The organism is Streptosporangium sp. NPDC053982 (assembly GCF_055585205.1).
In genome coordinates this window covers 232,926-247,898 of record NZ_JBVJKQ010000006.1, presented here as the reverse complement: position 1 = coordinate 247,898, position 14,973 = coordinate 232,926, and the positions used below count along the sequence as shown (strand labels likewise).

The window sequence follows — 14,973 nt, the reverse complement described above, 5'->3', positions numbered from 1 at the left end:
TTCGTGGCGAACATCAAGTCCCAGATCAAGCGCAACCGGCAGAACGAGAAGGCCCGGCTGCGTAACAAGGCTGTCAAGTCGTCCCTGAAGACGGCGGTCCGCAAGTTCCGCGAGGCCGCCGAGCAGGGCAATGTCGACGAGGCCATCGCGCTGCAGCGCGCCGCCTCCCGTCAGCTGGACAAGGCCGCCAGCAAGGGCGTCATCCACAAGAACCAGGCCGCCAACCGCAAGTCGGCGATCGCCCAGCGCGTCGCCGCCCTGTCGGCCTCCAAGTAGTCCCGGTTCTTCCGGAGCTCGACCCGGGTCTTCCGGAGCGCCGCGTCCCCTCGGGGACGCGGCGCTCCGGCGTTTCCGGCCCTCGCCGCATCCTCCCGAGCCCCTCGGCGCTCGCCGGGCCATGCCGGCCTCCGCTGCTCACCGCGCGCCGGTACGGCTCGCCTTCCGCCGCGCCGTCGACCGGGCGCACGCCTCGGACCCGTACCGCCCGTCGGGACGGCTAACGGCCGGTACGGCTGGCGACGACGACCTGGATCAGGTGTTCCAGCGCATAGGCCGGGTCGGCCCCGCCGCCCTTGACCTGCGCGTCGGCCGCGGCGACGGCCTGCAGCGCGTGGGCGAGGCCCTCCGGGCCCCAGCCGTTCAGCTGCTTCCTGGTCCGGTCGATCTTCCACGGCGGCATGCCGAGATGGCTGGCGAGCTGTCCGCCCCGCAGATTGCGCGGGGCGCCGCCCACCTTGGCGAGCGATCGCAGGCCCCCCGCGAGCGCGCTGACCAGCAGGACCGGGGCCGTGCCGGTGGCGATCGCCCAGCGAAGCTGCTCCAGCGCGTCCCCCAGCCTGCCCTCGACGGCCGAGTCGGCGACGGTGAACCCGCTGACCTCCGCCTGCCCCCGGTGGTAGCGGGCGACGGCGGCCTCGTCGATGGTCTTGCCGGGGGTGTCGAAGGCGAGCTGGTTGCAGGCCGCGGCCAGCTCCCTGAGGTCGTTGCCGACCGCGTCGAGCAGCGCCGCGGCCGCGTCCGCACCGATGGACCGGCCGGCCCGTTTCATCTCGGTCCTGATGAACGCCAGCCGCTCGGCCGGCTTGGTCAGCTTGGCGACGGTCACCACGTGAGCGCCGGCCTTCTTGACGCCGTCGGCCAGCGCCTTGCCCTTGGCCCCGCCGGCGTGCGAGAGCACCAGCACGGTGTCCTCAGCCGGGCGGGCACTGTAGGAGACGACCTCGGCGGCGACGTCCTTGACGAGGTCCTGGGCGGAGCGGATCACCACCACGGCTCCACCGCCGAACAGCGACGGCGAGGACAGCCGGGTCAGCTCCCCCGGCTCGACCTTCGAACCGACCAGGTCGTGGACCTCCGCGCCCGGGTCGGCGGCGCGGCACGCCGCGACCACCTCGCCGACCGCGCGATCGGCCAGCAACTCCTCGTCGCCGACCACCAGTGTCACCCGTGCCGGGTCGTTCGCCGCCATGCCCAGCAGCATGCCACGTGCGGGTGACCGAATCGCAATCAGCAAGCCGTTCGCAATCCGGATGCAGTCGTCCTCGGGCACGCTGTGGAACAGCCGAAGGAGACGAGATCCTCCCCACGGCTGAAGCCAGGGGTCTCCACGCTCAAGGAGTTTCCATGAACCTCATGATGCGCTCCGCCGTCTGCCGTCACACCTGCCCTCGTTGCGGATCGCCCCTCGACGAGGGGCCCGTGGTGTACCGCTGCGCGCGCTGCGGCCGTTCGGTCTACGCCGCCGACGTGGACACCGAGTTCCGCCGCCCGCCGGCGCCTCCCGCTCCGGCTCCGGTTCCGACCCGGACCCCGGCTCCGGCTGTGGCTGTGGCTCCGGCTGCGGCTCCGGCTCCGGCTCCGGCCCTGGCTGCTGCTCCGGCTCCGGCCTGAGGCCTTCAACCGCATGGCCCCTCACGAGAGGCCGCGGCCCCTGACGACGATCGCCAGGCCGTCCTTCCCGGCCACCACGGCGAGATCTCCCGACAGGTCGGTGCGGTAGACCCGCATGCCCAGATGGTTGAGCCGGGCCAGGGTCGCGGGGGCGGGATGGCCGTAGTCGTTGCCCGCCCCGACGCTGATCAGCGCGGCCCGCGCGCCGGTGGCCGTGAGGAAACCGGGATCGCCCCTGGCGGACCCGTGATGGGGCACCTTGAGGATTTCGGCCCGGGGCAGGCCCCGTCGCAGCAGCTCCGTCTGGGCCTCCGTCTCCGCGTCCCCGCTGAGAAGCGCCGACCCCGTCGCCCAGCTCACATGGACCACGACGCTGGCGTTGTTCACTGCCGTCTCCTCTCCGCCGCCGGCGACGACGCCCTCCGGGGGGCCGATGACCGTGAGACGGGAGGGGCCGAAGGTCCAGCTCATACCCGGCCGCGCCGCCCACTCGGGGATCCGCCGGCGGGCGAGGTCGCCGCTCAGCCGGAGCCGCCCGGGCCCGGATCCCCCGTACGGGGTGACGACCACCGCTCCCACCTCGCGCCCCCGGACGACCCCGTCCAGGCCGCCGACGTGGTCGAGGTGCGGATGGGTGAGGATGACCAGCGGCACCTGGCGGATCCCCATGTCGCGCAGACACCGGCCGGTGGACACCGGATCGGGCCCCGCGTCGACCACCACGGCCCGCCCGGGACCGGCGGCCACCAGGAGGGCGTCTCCCTGGCCGACGTCACAGGCGACCAGCAGCCAGCGCTCGGGCGGCCAGCGGGACACGACCGGCCCCGCCACGGTCGTCGCGACGACCGTGCCGACGGCCAGGGCGAGGACGATCCGGCGCGGCCGCCGGCGCCGCAGCGCCAGGACGGCGACGGGCACGGCGACGGCCAGCGCCGCCAGGCCGGGCACGCCACCCGGCCACGGGATCACCGCCAGCGGGAACCCGGCGGCCCGCCCGGCCACCGTGATGATCCACCCGGTGGCCAGGCCCGCCGGGCGGACCAGCAACCGGGCGAGGTCCATCTGCACGGGGGCGACCAGCGCCGTGAGGAATCCGATCAGCGTGGCGGGTGCGATGGCGGGCCCGGCGAGGAGGTTCGCCGGGATCGCCACCGGTTCGAGCTGCCCGGCCATCAGGACCAGCACGGGGGTGACGGCGGCCTGCGCCGCCGCGGGCACGGCGACCGCCTCCGCCGCCCAGCGGGGCAGCCGGGTGGCGAGCCGGTCACGCCAGCGCGGCGCCAGGAGCAGGATGCCGCCCGTGGCGCATACCGACAGCGCGAAGCCGTAGGAGCGGGCGAGGACGGGGTCGAAGAGGATCAGCCCGAGGACCGTCGCCGACAGCGCCGCCACCCCGTCGCGGGACCGGCCGGTGCCGAGCGCCGCCGCCGCGACGAGGCCCATGACGAGAGCCCGCAGGACGCTGGGCGACGGCCGGGCCACCACGGTGAAGGAGATCATGGCCATCGCCGCGAGCACCGCCCTGACCGGCAGGGGGAGCCCCGCGACGCGGGCCAGGGCGATCGCCGCCCCGGCCACGATCGCCAGGTTGGCTCCGGAGACCGCGGTGAGGTGGCTGAGCCCGGCGGCCTTGAAGTCGGCGGTGACCTGCCGGTCCATCCCGGATACGTCACCGGCCACCAGGCCGGGCAGCAGGCCGCGCTGGTCGGGTGGCAGCACCGCGGCGGCCTCCCGCAGACCGGAACGGAGTGCCCCGGCCGCCCGCTGCTCCCAGGAGGGCGCGCCCAGTACTCGCGGAGGCCCGCGCACGAGCACCACGGCGGCGAGCAACTCGGCGGAGTCCGCGTGGACGAACCGGCCCCGGATCGCGACCCGCTGGCTGGGAAGCAGCGGTCGCCACTCCCCGCCCGTGGTGAGCAGCATCACCGGTGCGCGCAACGCCACCCTGCCGTGCGCCGTCTCGATCACCTCGACCCTCGCGGGCACCGCGAAGCCTTCCCGCTGGTAAGGGCCCGCGCGCCGGGGCAGTTCCCGGGGATCCCCCGTCAGCACCGCCTCGATCCCCGCCGGGGCTCCGCTCCTGACGAGTTCGGCCACCGGGCCCGTGCCGACGGCGTGGACCCGGAACGCCACCGTCCCGGCGACCGCGGCGACGCAGCCCAGCACCGTGAGAGACGTGTTCCGCCAGGCGGGGCGCGTTCTCGTGACGCGTGCGCCCATGGCGATGCCGAGAGCCGCCGCGGCGGCGAGCGCGGCGGTGACGGCTCCCACCGGGGCCGGGCAGCCCAGAAGGACGAGGGCGGTAGCCCACGAGGCGAGCGCGGGCAGGGTGAGCCGCGGGGCCCGGTCGAGAAGGACGCGCGCCGCATTCCGCGCCCGGTCCCTCCCGGTGAGGGTCCGTGCCCCGTCGAGGATCCGCGCCGCACCTGGTGTCCGGCCCCTCGGTCCGAGGATCCGTGCCATGTCCCGTGTCCACTCCCTCCGGTCGGGGGTTCGGGTCAAACCCGCACCCGGTCCTTCATCTCGGCGTACTTCCGGTCGCCGATGCCGCTGACCTCACGGAGCTGCTCCACGGTGCGGAATCCGCCGTGGCCGTCGCGGTATTCGACGATGCGGCGGGCCAGCACCTCGCCGACCCCCGGCAGTTGTTCGAGCTGTTGCGGGGTGGCGGTGTTGAGGTCGATGACGGCCTCCGCGGGAGCGGGGTCGGCCCCGGCCGCCGGCGCGGCGGCGGGCCCCGGCGCGCCCACGTCGATCTGCTCGCCGTCGACGAGCCTCCGGGCGAGGTTGAGGTGACCGGTGCCGGCTCCCCGGCGGACTCCCCCGGCGGCCCTGACCGCGTCGGTGACCCGGGACCCGGCGGGCAGAGCGATCACACCCGGACGGCGGACCTTGCCGGTGACGTGGACCACGACCTCGGGGACGGCTCCAGGGACCCGGCCGGTTCCCGCGACGCCCGGCGCCGGCGGCTCCGGACCCTGCCGCGCGAGATCAGGCGGCGCGGAGGAGGGCGAGGGCGCCGGGGCCGCGAGCGGAGCGCCGGGGACGGGGGCGAGGGCGGGGACGGGCGGCGTGAGCGGCTCGGGCTCGGGCTGGGACCGCCAGGCGTAGAGACCGCCCGCGACGACCGCGGCCAGGGCGACGAGGAGAAGCAGGCGCAGACCGGGGCCGCTCGGCGCGGACGCGGGGGCCCGCGCGGCGACGGCCGTACGGAGAGCCTCGAAGGAGAAGGGGACGGGTGCGGAACGCGGGCGCGCGGCGGAACCGCCGGGCGGAAGGTCGCCCGGCGAGGGCAGGCCGCTTGCGAGCGGGGAGGGGCCTCCGGCGGACGGGGGCCGGCCGCCGGGTGGCGGGAATGAGCCGCCGGGCCGGAACGGGTCACCCGGCTGGAATGAACCGGCGGGAGGCGCGAACGGACCGCGGGGCTGGAGCGGGCCTGCGGAGGGAAAAGGGTCGTCGGGTAGGGGTGGGCCGGCGGGTGGGAAGGGGTCGCCGGGTGGGGGCGGGCCGGCGGCGCCGGGCGCCGTCAGCGCCCGCAGCCGTGACTCGGCCCGGAATCGCTCGGTGTCGTGGTCGCTGATCCGCACGCCTGGGACGCTACGGCGGGCTCACCTGCCGTATCCGCGCCGAATCCCGTTCTGGGGATAACCCGCCCTCCCGGGACGGTCTCTGGAAAGGCATCGTCCGATTCCGGTGGCGCGAGGAGACGCGGCCCCGGGATCCGACGCCGGAGAAAGCCGGAAGAGACCGGTAGGGAAGGGTGGGCGGCGAGGGACCCGGTGATCCGGTGAAGAGGCTCGGCGGCCGGCCGAGCCTCCCCCGGGGATGACGCATGGGAGGGTGCTCACCAGGCTGGTGAGAGGTTCGACGGTCGGGCAGATCTCCCCCGAGGGATGACGCGCGGGAGGGTGCTCACCGGGCCGGTGAGCGGCTCAGCGGTGCGGGGAGACCGTGAGGCCGAGCATGCCGGGGCCCACGTGGGCTCCGATCACCGCGCCGACCTCCACCACGGTCACCGAGACGAGCCCGGGGACGCGCTGGGGCAGCCTCGCGGCCATGGCCCGGGCGCGGTCCTCCGCGGCGAGGTGCTGGACCGCGATGTCCACCGGGCCGTTCCCCGCGGCCTGGACGGCGAGATCCTCCAGGCGGGCGATGGCCCGGGAGGCGGTGCGGACCTTCTCCAGGGGGACGATCACGCCGTCGGCGATGTGCAGCAGCGGCTTGGTCCGCAACGCGGAGCCGAGCAGCGTGGCCGCCGCGCCGATCCGGCCTCCCCTGCGCAGGTGTTCGAGGGTGTCGACGTAGAAGAAGCTGCGGGTCTCCTTCATGCGACGGCGGGCGGCGTCGGCCGCCTCGGTCCGGGTGGCGCCCCGCGCGGCGGCCTCCGCGGCGGCGAGGACGGGGAAGCCGAGACCCATGGCGATCGACGCGCTGTCGATGACCTCGACAGGCACGAGCGAGTCCTCGGCCCCGGCGCGGGCCGCCTCGACCGTGCCGGACATCTCCCCCGACAGGTGAATGGAGACGATCCCGGTCGCACCCCGTGCCGCGGCGGCCTCGTAGGCGTCCGCGAAGCGCTGGGGCGCGGGCCTGGAGGTCGTGACCGGAGCCCACTCGCCGAGCGCGTCGTTCATCCCCGCACCGTCTATCTGGGCCACGTCGTCGAGCCCCCTGCCGCCGACGACGACCTGCAGCGGCACCACGGTGATCCCCAGGCGTGAGACCGACTCCTCAGGGAGGTAGGCGGTGGAGTCGGTGACGATGGCGACCGAGGGCGGCATATGCCGAGATTACCGGGCGGGATCGGCCGGACGCGGGGCGCCGTCGCCGGACCCGGGCGACGACGCCCCGATCACCGGACCCTCCGGGTCACCGGATCGGGAAGGGCGCCGGATCGGGACGATCACCCGACCGTACGGGTCTCCGAAACACCAGGAGGCTCCGGACCGCCGCGGACGCCCGGACCGGGACGATCACCGGACCGTCCCGGTCGAACGACCGGGACGATCACTGAACCGGGACGCCTCCGCGCCAGACGCGGCGGGGTTTGAGACCGAAGGCCCAGGCGAAGGCGCCCTCGTGGTCGGCGTCCCACTGGACGATGTCGGCCAGCCGCCCGGGGGCCAGGACGCCCCGGTCGGGGGCGCCGAGGACCGTGGCGCCGCCGAGGGTGGCCGCGCGGAGCGCGTCACCGACGCTCATGCCGAAGGCCGCCACGGCGAGGCTGATGACCAGGGACATCGAGGTGATGCCGCAGTGGCCGGGGTTGTGGTCGCTGCCGAGCGCGACCGTGACCCCCTGGCCCAGCATCCGGCGCACCGGGGGCAGGCTGCCGTGCTGGAGGGCCGTGCCCGGGCAGAGCACGGCGGGAACGCCGTACCTGGACATCAGCGCGATGTCGTCGTCGGAGGTGTGGTGGAGCAGGTCGGCCGACGCGCAGCCCATCTCCGCGGCGAGCTGCACGGCGCCGCGGCGGCTGTGGGCGCCGGCGTGGATGCGGGGCAGCAGGCCGACGTTGCGGCCGGAGGCGAGCACCCAACGGGCCTCGTCGGTGGTGAAGTGGCCCTCGTCGCAGTAGACGTCGACGCTGTCGGCCCCGGCCGCCGCGGCGTCGGCGCACCAGGAGCCCACGGCCTCGACGTAGTCGCGCTGGCGGCCGAAGTACTCCGGGGGGACGACGTGCGCGGCCATGAACGTGACGTGCACGCGCGGCATCATCGGCTCCTTCTCCAGCTCGCGCAGGAGCCGCACGTCGGCCAGCTCGCCGTCGCGGGTGAGGTGGTAGCCGGTCTTGGCCTCGACGGTGGTGGTGCCGCTGAGCAGCCACTCGCGCAGGCGCTCGCGGACGCCGTTGCACATGGTCCACGGGTCGGTGCCGCGGGTGACGGTGACGGTGGAGCCGACACCGCCGCCGGCGGCGGTGATCGCCGACATCGACGAGCCGCTGGAGCGCATCGCCATCTCGGCGTAGCGGTTGCCCGCGTAGACCGGATGGGTGTGGGCGTCGATCAGGCCGGGGGTGACCAACGCGCCGCCGAGGTTCTCCACGTGGTCGACGTCGACGATGTCGTCCACCACCCCGGGGACGCTCTGCGGCAGGTCGGCCGCGCGGCCTACCCAGGCGATCCGGTCGTTGTGCACGAGGATCGCGCCGTTGCTGCAGACGTCGTTGCCGGTCCAGAGCCGGCCGATGTTGGTCAGAAGGCGGACCGTCATCGCATCACCGCCTTGTGCGCGGGGGGAGGCGTCGGGGAGGAGACCTCTCGCGGCCGCGCCGGGCCGCCCCGGCCGGTGCCGGACGCCGTGCCCGCCGGGACCGCTGTGCATCCGGACGCCATCGGGGGTCTCCTGCTCTTATCCGCTTGCTCGTTGGTGGGGCGACAGTAGCGCCGGGATCATGATCAGGCGATTTCAGTTCAGTTACGTTATTTCACAAGTGAGCTTGCTGTACAGGCTAATTGGGAAGAACGCCACTTCACCCCGGCCACCGCCGCCCGGCCGTCCCGGGGGCCGCGCTCGGAGTGGACCTCTCCCTCGCAGCTCAGGCCACTTTTCTCTCATCCGCAACAGGGGACTCCGGAACACCTCCGGGCATGCCGTCCCTCTGAAATTTTTATCATGGCGACCCTGCCCTTGGCAGGAAAACGTCACTTTTGGAGAGTTTTGTACGATTTCTTCAAACCATCAGTCCATTCCACCGATGCCCCCGACCGCAAGCCGGGCCATTGAAATCCCGCCACTGGGATATCTAGTCTGAGCATCCACGGCGGTGAGAATCCACGGCGCGTGACCGGAAACGGTCACGCCGTCGAACGCGAGACCGCCCGGCGCGTACGGCCCGCGCACCGTGGAACCGGCCGCCGCGTACGGCCCGCACGCCGTCGGACCACCCGATGCGTACGGCCCGTGCCGCCAAGCCACCCGGCGCGTACGGCCCGCACGCCGGAGGCCCGGCGGAGACGTGGCGGCAGGCCCGCGCGGACGGCCCCGTCCCCGCGCGCCCGCCCCCTCCACCAGACCCCCCCTACCAGCAAAAATGCCATCGAAGTGGGGCCCACCATGTAATCTTTCGTGGAACCACCCTTCAGATGTAAGCATGGGAGCTACCTTGTCGGTCTCCGCGGACGCCGGACGGCATCGCATCGAAACACTTCTGGCCACGCACGAAGACCAGATCTTCAGGCGTTGGCTCGAGATAGCGGGAGCTTCCTCCAGCGGGCACGTCGACCGCGGAAACCTCAGCGGTCAGCTCCGTGAACTCTACAGCGCCCTCGTCCGGGCGTTCGGCGACTCCGGCGACCCGGGTGACTCCAGCGATCTGCGCGGGCTGCTCGCCGAGCTCTCCCGCAGCCGCGCCCGCCAGGGCTTCACCCCGACCGAGACCGCCACCGTGGTGTTCGGGCTGAAGGAGGCGGTCTACGAGAGCGCCGGCGCGGACGGCTCCTCCGAGACGCTGCAGGGCTTCCTCTGGTTCTCCCGGATCATCGACGACCTGGGCCTCTACACCATGGAGACCTACAGCTCGACCCGAGAGAAGATCATCCTCGACCAGGCCGAGCAGCTCCTCGAGCTCTCCACCCCCGTGGTCAAGCTCTGGGAGGGCATAGTCGCCGTGCCGCTGGTCGGCACGCTCGACTCGGCCAGGACCCAGGTCGTGATGGAGAAGCTGCTGCAGACGCTGGTGGACACCGGCTCCGAGCACGCGGTCATCGACATCACGGGCGTGCCCGCGGTGGACACCCAGGTCGCCCAGCACCTCCTCAAGACGGTGGTGGCGGCCCGGCTGATGGGCGCCGAGTGCGTGATCTCCGGCATCCGCCCGCAGATCGCCCACACCATCGTCACCCTCGGCATCGAGTTCGGCGACATCGTGACCAAGGCCACCCTCGCCGACGCCCTCGCCCACGCGCTGCGTGAGAGCGGCGTCGAGATCGTCAGGAACCGCGGATCCCGCGTCGCCCTGCGGACCGTGGAGGAATGATGGATCGCGTACCCGTCCTCAAACTCGGCGACATCCTGATCGTCTCCATCCAGATCGACCTCCAGGACCAGAGCGTTCTCGTGCTCCAGGAGGACCTGGCGAACAAGGTGGTGGAGACCGGCGCCCGCGGCGTGATCATCGACATCACCGCGGTGGAGATCGTCGACTCGTTCATCGGCCGCATGCTGGCGACCATCGCGGCCATCTCCCGCATGCTCGACGCCGAGACGGTCGTCGTGGGCATGCGGCCCGCCGTGGCGATCACCCTCGTGGAGCTGGGTCTTTCGCTGGGCGGTGTGCGCACCGCTCTCAACCTCGAAAAGGGTGTCGCATTGCTGAACCACCTCGACGGCTCCCAGATCGCCTCGGCAGCACGGTGACGACCCCCGCCGAGCTGCCCATCCACGGCAACAGCGACATCGTGCTGATCCGTCAGCGCGTCAGGACCGCCGCCGTGGAGGTCGGCCTCTCTCTCGTCGACCAGACGAAGGTCGTGACCGCGGCCAGTGAACTGGCACGCAACGCCCTGGTCTACGCGGGGGGCGGGCAGGTTCGGATCGAGGTCGTGCACAACGGCCTGCGCCGGGGACTGCGGCTCGCCTTCAGCGACGAGGGCCCCGGCATCCCCGACCTCGAACAGGCGCTCACCGACGGGTGGACCACCGGCGGCGGGCTCGGACTCGGACTCAGCGGCTCACGCCGGCTGATGGACGAGTTCGAGCTCAAGTCGGCTCCCGGCGAGGGAACGCTGGTGACGGTGACCAAATGGGCAAGGTGATCCGTTCCCAGAACGACACCTGGCTGCGGGCCGAGGACGCCAGCGCGATCGGCGCCATGCGGCGGGTCGCGGTCACGCTCGCCGAGGCGCGGGGGTTCGGCGAGGAGGACGCCGGGCGGGTCGCGGTCGCGGTGAGCGAGGCCGCGTCCAACCTGGTCAAGCACGCGGTCGAGGGGGTCATGCTGATCCGGCCGCACCCGGAGATGCCCGAGGCGATCGAGGTCGTCGCCCTCGACCGGGGCCCGGGCATGCGCGACGTCTCCCGCGCCCTGCGCGACGGATACTCGACGACGGGCACCCTCGGCATCGGCCTCGGCGGCATCGCCCGCATGGCCAGCGGATACGAGGTTCACTCCACGCCCGGCCGGGGCACCGTGGTCGGCATGTACTTCACCACCCGTGACGCCCCGCGGCCCGAGGCCCGGGTCAGCGGGATCACTCGCCCCATCGGCGAGGAGACGGTCTGCGGTGACGCGTTCGCGATCGTCGAGACCGGCGCCACGACGACCGTGATGCTCTGCGACGGGCTCGGGCACGGCGATCCCGCGGCCAAGGCGTCGCAGGAGGCGGTGCGGCTGTTCCTGAAGGACGCGGACCGGCCCCCCGTCACCATCCTCGAACGACTGCACGGCGGCATGCGGCAGACCAGGGGCGGCGCCGCGGCGGTGGCCCACGTCGACCGGGCCGCGGGCAGGATCACCTTCGCCGGGCTCGGCAACGTCTCCGCCTGGATCACCACCCAGGACGGCCGCCAGGGGATGATCTCGGTGCCGGGCATCGCCGGGCATCAGGCTCGCACCCTGCGCCAGTACGAGTACGACATTCCGCCGGAAGGCGTGGTCGTGCTCCACTCCGACGGTCTGTCGGACCGGTGGGACATCACCTCCTACCCGGGACTCGTCACCCGCTCCCCCTCCGTCGTCGCGGCCACCCTGCTGCGCGACGCCGGGACCCGCAGGGACGACGCCTGCGTGGTCGCGCTGAGGACCGGCCCATGACGGGCCGGACGACCGGCGAGGAGCTGATCCGGATCCGTGTCCGCGACGACTCCGACCTCTTCGTCATGCGGAAACTCGGCCGCGAGGCGGCGGAGGCGGTCGGCCTGGCATCCCAGGACCAGATCCGGGTGGCCACCGCGCTGAGCGAGATCAGCCGGGAGGTGCTGAGCGAGGGCCACGAGGCGTCCGCCGCGTTCCTGCTGGACGGCGAGACCCTGGTCGTGACCATCGACCTCCCCGCGGCGACCGGCTTCCGGTCGGCGGACGGCGTGACGCTGGCGGGGCGTCTCCTCGACGAGATCGAGTTCGACCGCGCCGAGGGGCGGGTGAAGATGGTGAAACGGCTTCCCGGGGGACGGCCCGACCGTTCGGTGGCGGAGATCCGCGCGCGGCTCGCCAGGCTGACGCCGGCGACCGCCGTCGACGAGCTGCGCCAGCAGAACCGCGAGCTCGCCGAGACCCTCCAGGAGGTCCTGCAGCTCAACGCCGAACTCCAGGAGACCAACCAGGGAGTGGTCGCCCTGTACAACCAGCTCTCCGAGGAGCTGGAGGAGACCAACCGCGGAGTGGTCGCGCTGTACGCCGAGCTCGACGAGAAGTCCCGGCAGCTCCGGGCGGCGAGCGACGCCAAGAACAGGTTCTGGACCACGGTCAGCCACGAGCTGCGCACCCCGCTGAACTCCATCATCGGTCTCGTCCGGCTCCTGGTGGGCCCCGGCGGCGAGCCGCTGGCCGAGGAGCAGCGCCACCAGGTCCAGCTCATCGGCTCCTCCGCCGAGACGCTGCTGACGATGGTCAGCGAGCTGCTCGACATGGCCAAGGCCGAGGCCGGGCGGCTCGAACCGCAGCCGTCCCAGGTGGACCTCGTCGCATTGACCGAGCGGCTGCGGATGACGCTGCGTCCCACGAGCGGGAACGACCGGGTCACGATCTCGGTGGACGTCCCCGGCGAGGCGTCGGAGATGCTGGTGGACGAGACGATGCTCACCCGGATCCTGCGGAACCTGCTGTCCAACGCGCTGAAGTTCACCCAGGAGGGCGAGGTCAGGCTCGACGTGCGGACCGACGCGCCCGCCCAGGAGATGGTCTTCACGGTGACCGACACCGGCGTCGGCATCCCCGAGGAGCACCTGGACCGGGTCTTCGAGGAGTTCTTCCAGGTCCCGGGACCGATCCAGGTGCAGGTGAAGGGCACCGGCCTCGGCCTGCCGTACGCCCGCCGCCTGACCGAGGCGATGGGTGGCACGCTCCAGCTGGACAGCGCCCTCGGCGAGGGCACCCGGGTCACCGTACGGCTGCCGCACCGGCAGGACGGGGAGCCGGTGGTCGGGCGGGTGCTCGTCGCCGACGACAACGAGGAGTTCCGGGCCACCGTGCGGCGGATGCTCGCCGGATTCGCCGCCCACATCGACGAGGCCCCGGACGGGGAGGTCGCGCTGGAGACGATGGCGCGCGAACGGCCCGACCTCGCGCTGGTGGACCTGCTCATGCCCCGTCTCGACGGCGCGGCGCTGATCGAGCGGATGGCCTCCGACGAGCGGCTCCGCGACGTGCCGGTGATCGTCGTGACCCACGCGACCTCCCACCACTACCCTCAGGGCGTCAGCAGGGTGCTGCCCAAACAGGGACTGCGGAAGGAAGACCTGCTGGAGACCGTACGAGAGGCTCTGGGGCGTGACCATGCCTGACGGACCGGCGACCGTGCTGGTCGTGGACGACACCCCGACCAAGCTCTACATCCTGTCCAGCTGGCTGCGCCGCTCCGGGCACGAGGTCCTGCAGGCCACCGGCGGCGTGGAGGCGCTGGGCAAGGTCCGGGACCTCCGCCCCGACCTGGTGATCCTGGACGTCCGGCTGCCCGACATGAGCGGCTACGAGGTCTGCGAGCGGATCAAGGCCGACGAGGCGACGTCCTCGATCCCGGTCATCCAGATCTCCGGGGCGGCGATCACCCCCGCCGACCGGACCCAGGGGCTGGAGCGCGGCGCCGACGCCTACCTCGCCGAGCCGGTGGAGCCGGACGAGTTCGCCGCCACGGTCGAGGCGACGCTGCGCTACTACCGTGCCCGGCAGCGGGCCGAGCGGATGGCGAACCGGCTGGCGACCCTCACCGAGGTCACCCTGGAGATGAACTCCGCCGACAGCTTCGAGGCCCTGCTGAGCACGGCCGTCGAGGGCGCCTCACGGATCCTCGGCCGGTACGCCGGGGCGCTGGCGATCCCGCCGGACGGCCAGACCCGCAGGTTCGTCGCGAAGTCGCCGTCCGCCGACGCGATCGCCCTGCCCGCCGCCCCCGACCTGCTGCTCCGGATCGGCGCGCTGTCGCTGGGCAACGCCGCGGGGACCCAGGTGTTCACGGCCCCGGCGCAGGACTGGCTGGATCTGATGCCCGACGCCGGGATCAGCGGCGAGGTCACGGCCGTGTTCTGCCGGACCAAGGTCGGCCGCCCGCCGGTCTGCCTGGGGGTGGAGGCGATCCGGCCGCTGGACCCGGACGAGGCCAACATCCTGCGCCAGCTCGGCCAGGCCCTGGCCCTCACCGCGGACGCCCTGCGCGCCTATGCCGAGGAGCACGCGATCGCCCTGACGCTGCAACGAAGCCTGCTGCCGGCGCGGATCCCGGACACCCCGGGGCTGGAGATCAGCTGGCGCTACCAGCCGGCCGTCGACAACGTCGAGGTCGGCGGCGACTTCTACGAGGTGCTGCGGCTGGGCGACCGGGTGATGCTGGCCATCGGCGACGTGCAGGGGCACTCCCTGCTGGCCGCGACGGTCATGGCGGAGCTCCGCCACGCGCTGCGGGCCTCCATGCTCGGGGCCGTGGACCTGGGCGCCTCCATGGCGTTGCTGAACAGCGTGCTGCGGTGCTACCACCCGCGCATGACGGCGACGGTGTGCCTGATCCTGATCGATCCGGCGACCGGCGAGATGGAGATCGCCAACGCGGGGCACATCCCGCCGCTGCTGATCGGCGGTGAGTCCCGCTACCACGGCCTGGGCAACCTGCTGCTGGGGGTGGCGGACGAGACCTACCGCGTCGACCGGGTCACCCTGACCGAGGAGGAGTCCGTGCTGATGTTCACCGACGGGCTCATCGAGGACCGCGACAAGCTGCTCGACGAGAGCCTGGAGATCGTGCGGTCCATGGCCGAGACCTCCGACGAGGACCTGGAGCTCTTCTGCGACCGGCTCATCCGGCAGTTCGGCGCCCGCGAGGACGACGTCGCCCTCGTGGCGTTCCGCCGTACGAAGGCCGGCTGAGACGGCGGGCGCGGGGTCGGCCGAGACGGCGGGCGCCACGCGGATCCGGCTCTGTGCGAAGGCCA

Annotated in this window: 12 protein-coding genes; 7 read left to right on the top strand and 5 right to left on the bottom strand. The window is 73.0% G+C overall.

Annotation, left to right across the window (positions count from 1 at the left end):
- Window positions 1-3 precede the first annotated feature (3 nt).
- A complete protein-coding gene (rpsT, locus tag ACZ6W9_RS12760; RefSeq protein WP_362928336.1) occupies window positions 4-276 on the top strand; it encodes a 30S ribosomal protein S20 in 273 nt (90 codons plus the stop codon).
- A gap of 220 nt (window positions 277-496) precedes the next feature.
- On the opposite strand, the gene holA is transcribed toward rpsT, so the two are convergent.
- From holA to hutI, 5 genes are all read right to left on the bottom strand, one after another.
- Window positions 497-1,468, bottom strand: coding sequence for a DNA polymerase III subunit delta (holA, locus tag ACZ6W9_RS12755; protein ID WP_389955760.1), 972 nt, complete (start codon window positions 1,466-1,468; stop codon window positions 497-499).
- Window positions 1,469-1,911: 443 nt separating this feature from the next.
- Window positions 1,912-4,353, bottom strand: a complete 2,442-nt coding sequence (locus ACZ6W9_RS12750; protein ID WP_470117760.1) for a ComEC/Rec2 family competence protein — start codon at window positions 4,351-4,353, stop codon at window positions 1,912-1,914.
- A 35-nt stretch (window positions 4,354-4,388) separates the two neighbouring features.
- Complete coding sequence (locus ACZ6W9_RS12745; protein WP_389955765.1) at window positions 4,389-5,477, bottom strand: ComEA family DNA-binding protein; 1,089 nt, start codon at window positions 5,475-5,477, stop codon at window positions 4,389-4,391.
- A gap of 345 nt (window positions 5,478-5,822) precedes the next feature.
- Window positions 5,823-6,671 (bottom strand): DegV family protein, encoded by an 849-nt coding sequence (locus ACZ6W9_RS12740; RefSeq protein WP_389955768.1) that lies wholly within the window; start codon window positions 6,669-6,671, stop codon window positions 5,823-5,825.
- Between the two features lie 226 nt (window positions 6,672-6,897).
- Entirely contained in the window at window positions 6,898-8,106 is a 1,209-nt protein-coding gene (gene hutI, locus ACZ6W9_RS12735; protein ID WP_362928326.1) for an imidazolonepropionase, read from the bottom strand.
- Between the two features lie 880 nt (window positions 8,107-8,986).
- Here hutI and ACZ6W9_RS12730 point away from each other — a divergent pair.
- From ACZ6W9_RS12730 to ACZ6W9_RS12705, 6 genes are read left to right on the top strand one after another with little or no spacing between them, the layout of a single operon-like run.
- Complete coding sequence (locus ACZ6W9_RS12730) at window positions 8,987-9,871, top strand: STAS domain-containing protein (RefSeq protein ID WP_389955772.1); 885 nt, start codon at window positions 8,987-8,989, stop codon at window positions 9,869-9,871.
- Window positions 9,871-10,251 carry an STAS domain-containing protein gene (locus ACZ6W9_RS12725; protein WP_389955775.1) on the top strand — a complete coding sequence of 127 codons (381 nt, stop codon included), beginning with the start codon at window positions 9,871-9,873 and terminating at the stop codon, window positions 10,249-10,251. The genes ACZ6W9_RS12730 and ACZ6W9_RS12725 overlap by 1 nt, the downstream gene beginning before the upstream one ends.
- Window positions 10,248-10,649, top strand: a complete 402-nt coding sequence (locus tag ACZ6W9_RS12720) for an anti-sigma regulatory factor (protein ID WP_389955778.1) — start codon at window positions 10,248-10,250, stop codon at window positions 10,647-10,649. The genes ACZ6W9_RS12725 and ACZ6W9_RS12720 overlap by 4 nt, the downstream gene beginning before the upstream one ends.
- Window positions 10,637-11,647 (top strand): ATP-binding protein, encoded by a 1,011-nt coding sequence (locus ACZ6W9_RS12715; protein WP_389955781.1) that lies wholly within the window; start codon window positions 10,637-10,639, stop codon window positions 11,645-11,647. Before ACZ6W9_RS12720 ends, ACZ6W9_RS12715 begins: the two co-directional genes overlap by 13 nt.
- Window positions 11,644-13,335, top strand: coding sequence for an ATP-binding response regulator (locus ACZ6W9_RS12710; protein WP_389955783.1), 1,692 nt, complete (start codon window positions 11,644-11,646; stop codon window positions 13,333-13,335). Before ACZ6W9_RS12715 ends, ACZ6W9_RS12710 begins: the two co-directional genes overlap by 4 nt.
- A complete protein-coding gene (locus ACZ6W9_RS12705; RefSeq protein ID WP_389956336.1) occupies window positions 13,328-14,908 on the top strand; it encodes a SpoIIE family protein phosphatase in 1,581 nt (526 codons plus the stop codon). Before ACZ6W9_RS12710 ends, ACZ6W9_RS12705 begins: the two co-directional genes overlap by 8 nt.
- The last annotated feature ends 65 nt before the right edge of the window (window positions 14,909-14,973 follow it).

What these genes read in the sequence shown, in the direction of transcription:
- holA (WP_389955760.1), bottom strand. Translation starts at nt 1,468, where the DNA reads ATGGCGGCGAACGACCCGGCACGGGTGACACTGGTGGTCGGCGACGAG.
- ACZ6W9_RS12750 (WP_470117760.1), bottom strand. Translation starts at nt 4,353, where the DNA reads ATGGCACGGATCCTCGGACCGAGGGGCCGGACACCAGGTGCGGCGCGG.
- ACZ6W9_RS12740 (WP_389955768.1), bottom strand. Translation starts at nt 6,671, where the DNA reads ATGCCGCCCTCGGTCGCCATCGTCACCGACTCCACCGCCTACCTCCCT.
- hutI (WP_362928326.1), bottom strand. Translation starts at nt 8,106, where the DNA reads ATGACGGTCCGCCTTCTGACCAACATCGGCCGGCTCTGGACCGGCAAC.
- ACZ6W9_RS12730 (WP_389955772.1), top strand. Translation starts at nt 8,987, where the DNA reads ATGGGAGCTACCTTGTCGGTCTCCGCGGACGCCGGACGGCATCGCATC.
- ACZ6W9_RS12725 (WP_389955775.1), top strand. Translation starts at nt 9,871, where the DNA reads ATGGATCGCGTACCCGTCCTCAAACTCGGCGACATCCTGATCGTCTCC.
- ACZ6W9_RS12715 (WP_389955781.1), top strand. Translation starts at nt 10,637, where the DNA reads ATGGGCAAGGTGATCCGTTCCCAGAACGACACCTGGCTGCGGGCCGAG.
- ACZ6W9_RS12710 (WP_389955783.1), top strand. Translation starts at nt 11,644, where the DNA reads ATGACGGGCCGGACGACCGGCGAGGAGCTGATCCGGATCCGTGTCCGC.
- ACZ6W9_RS12705 (WP_389956336.1), top strand. Translation starts at nt 13,328, where the DNA reads ATGCCTGACGGACCGGCGACCGTGCTGGTCGTGGACGACACCCCGACC.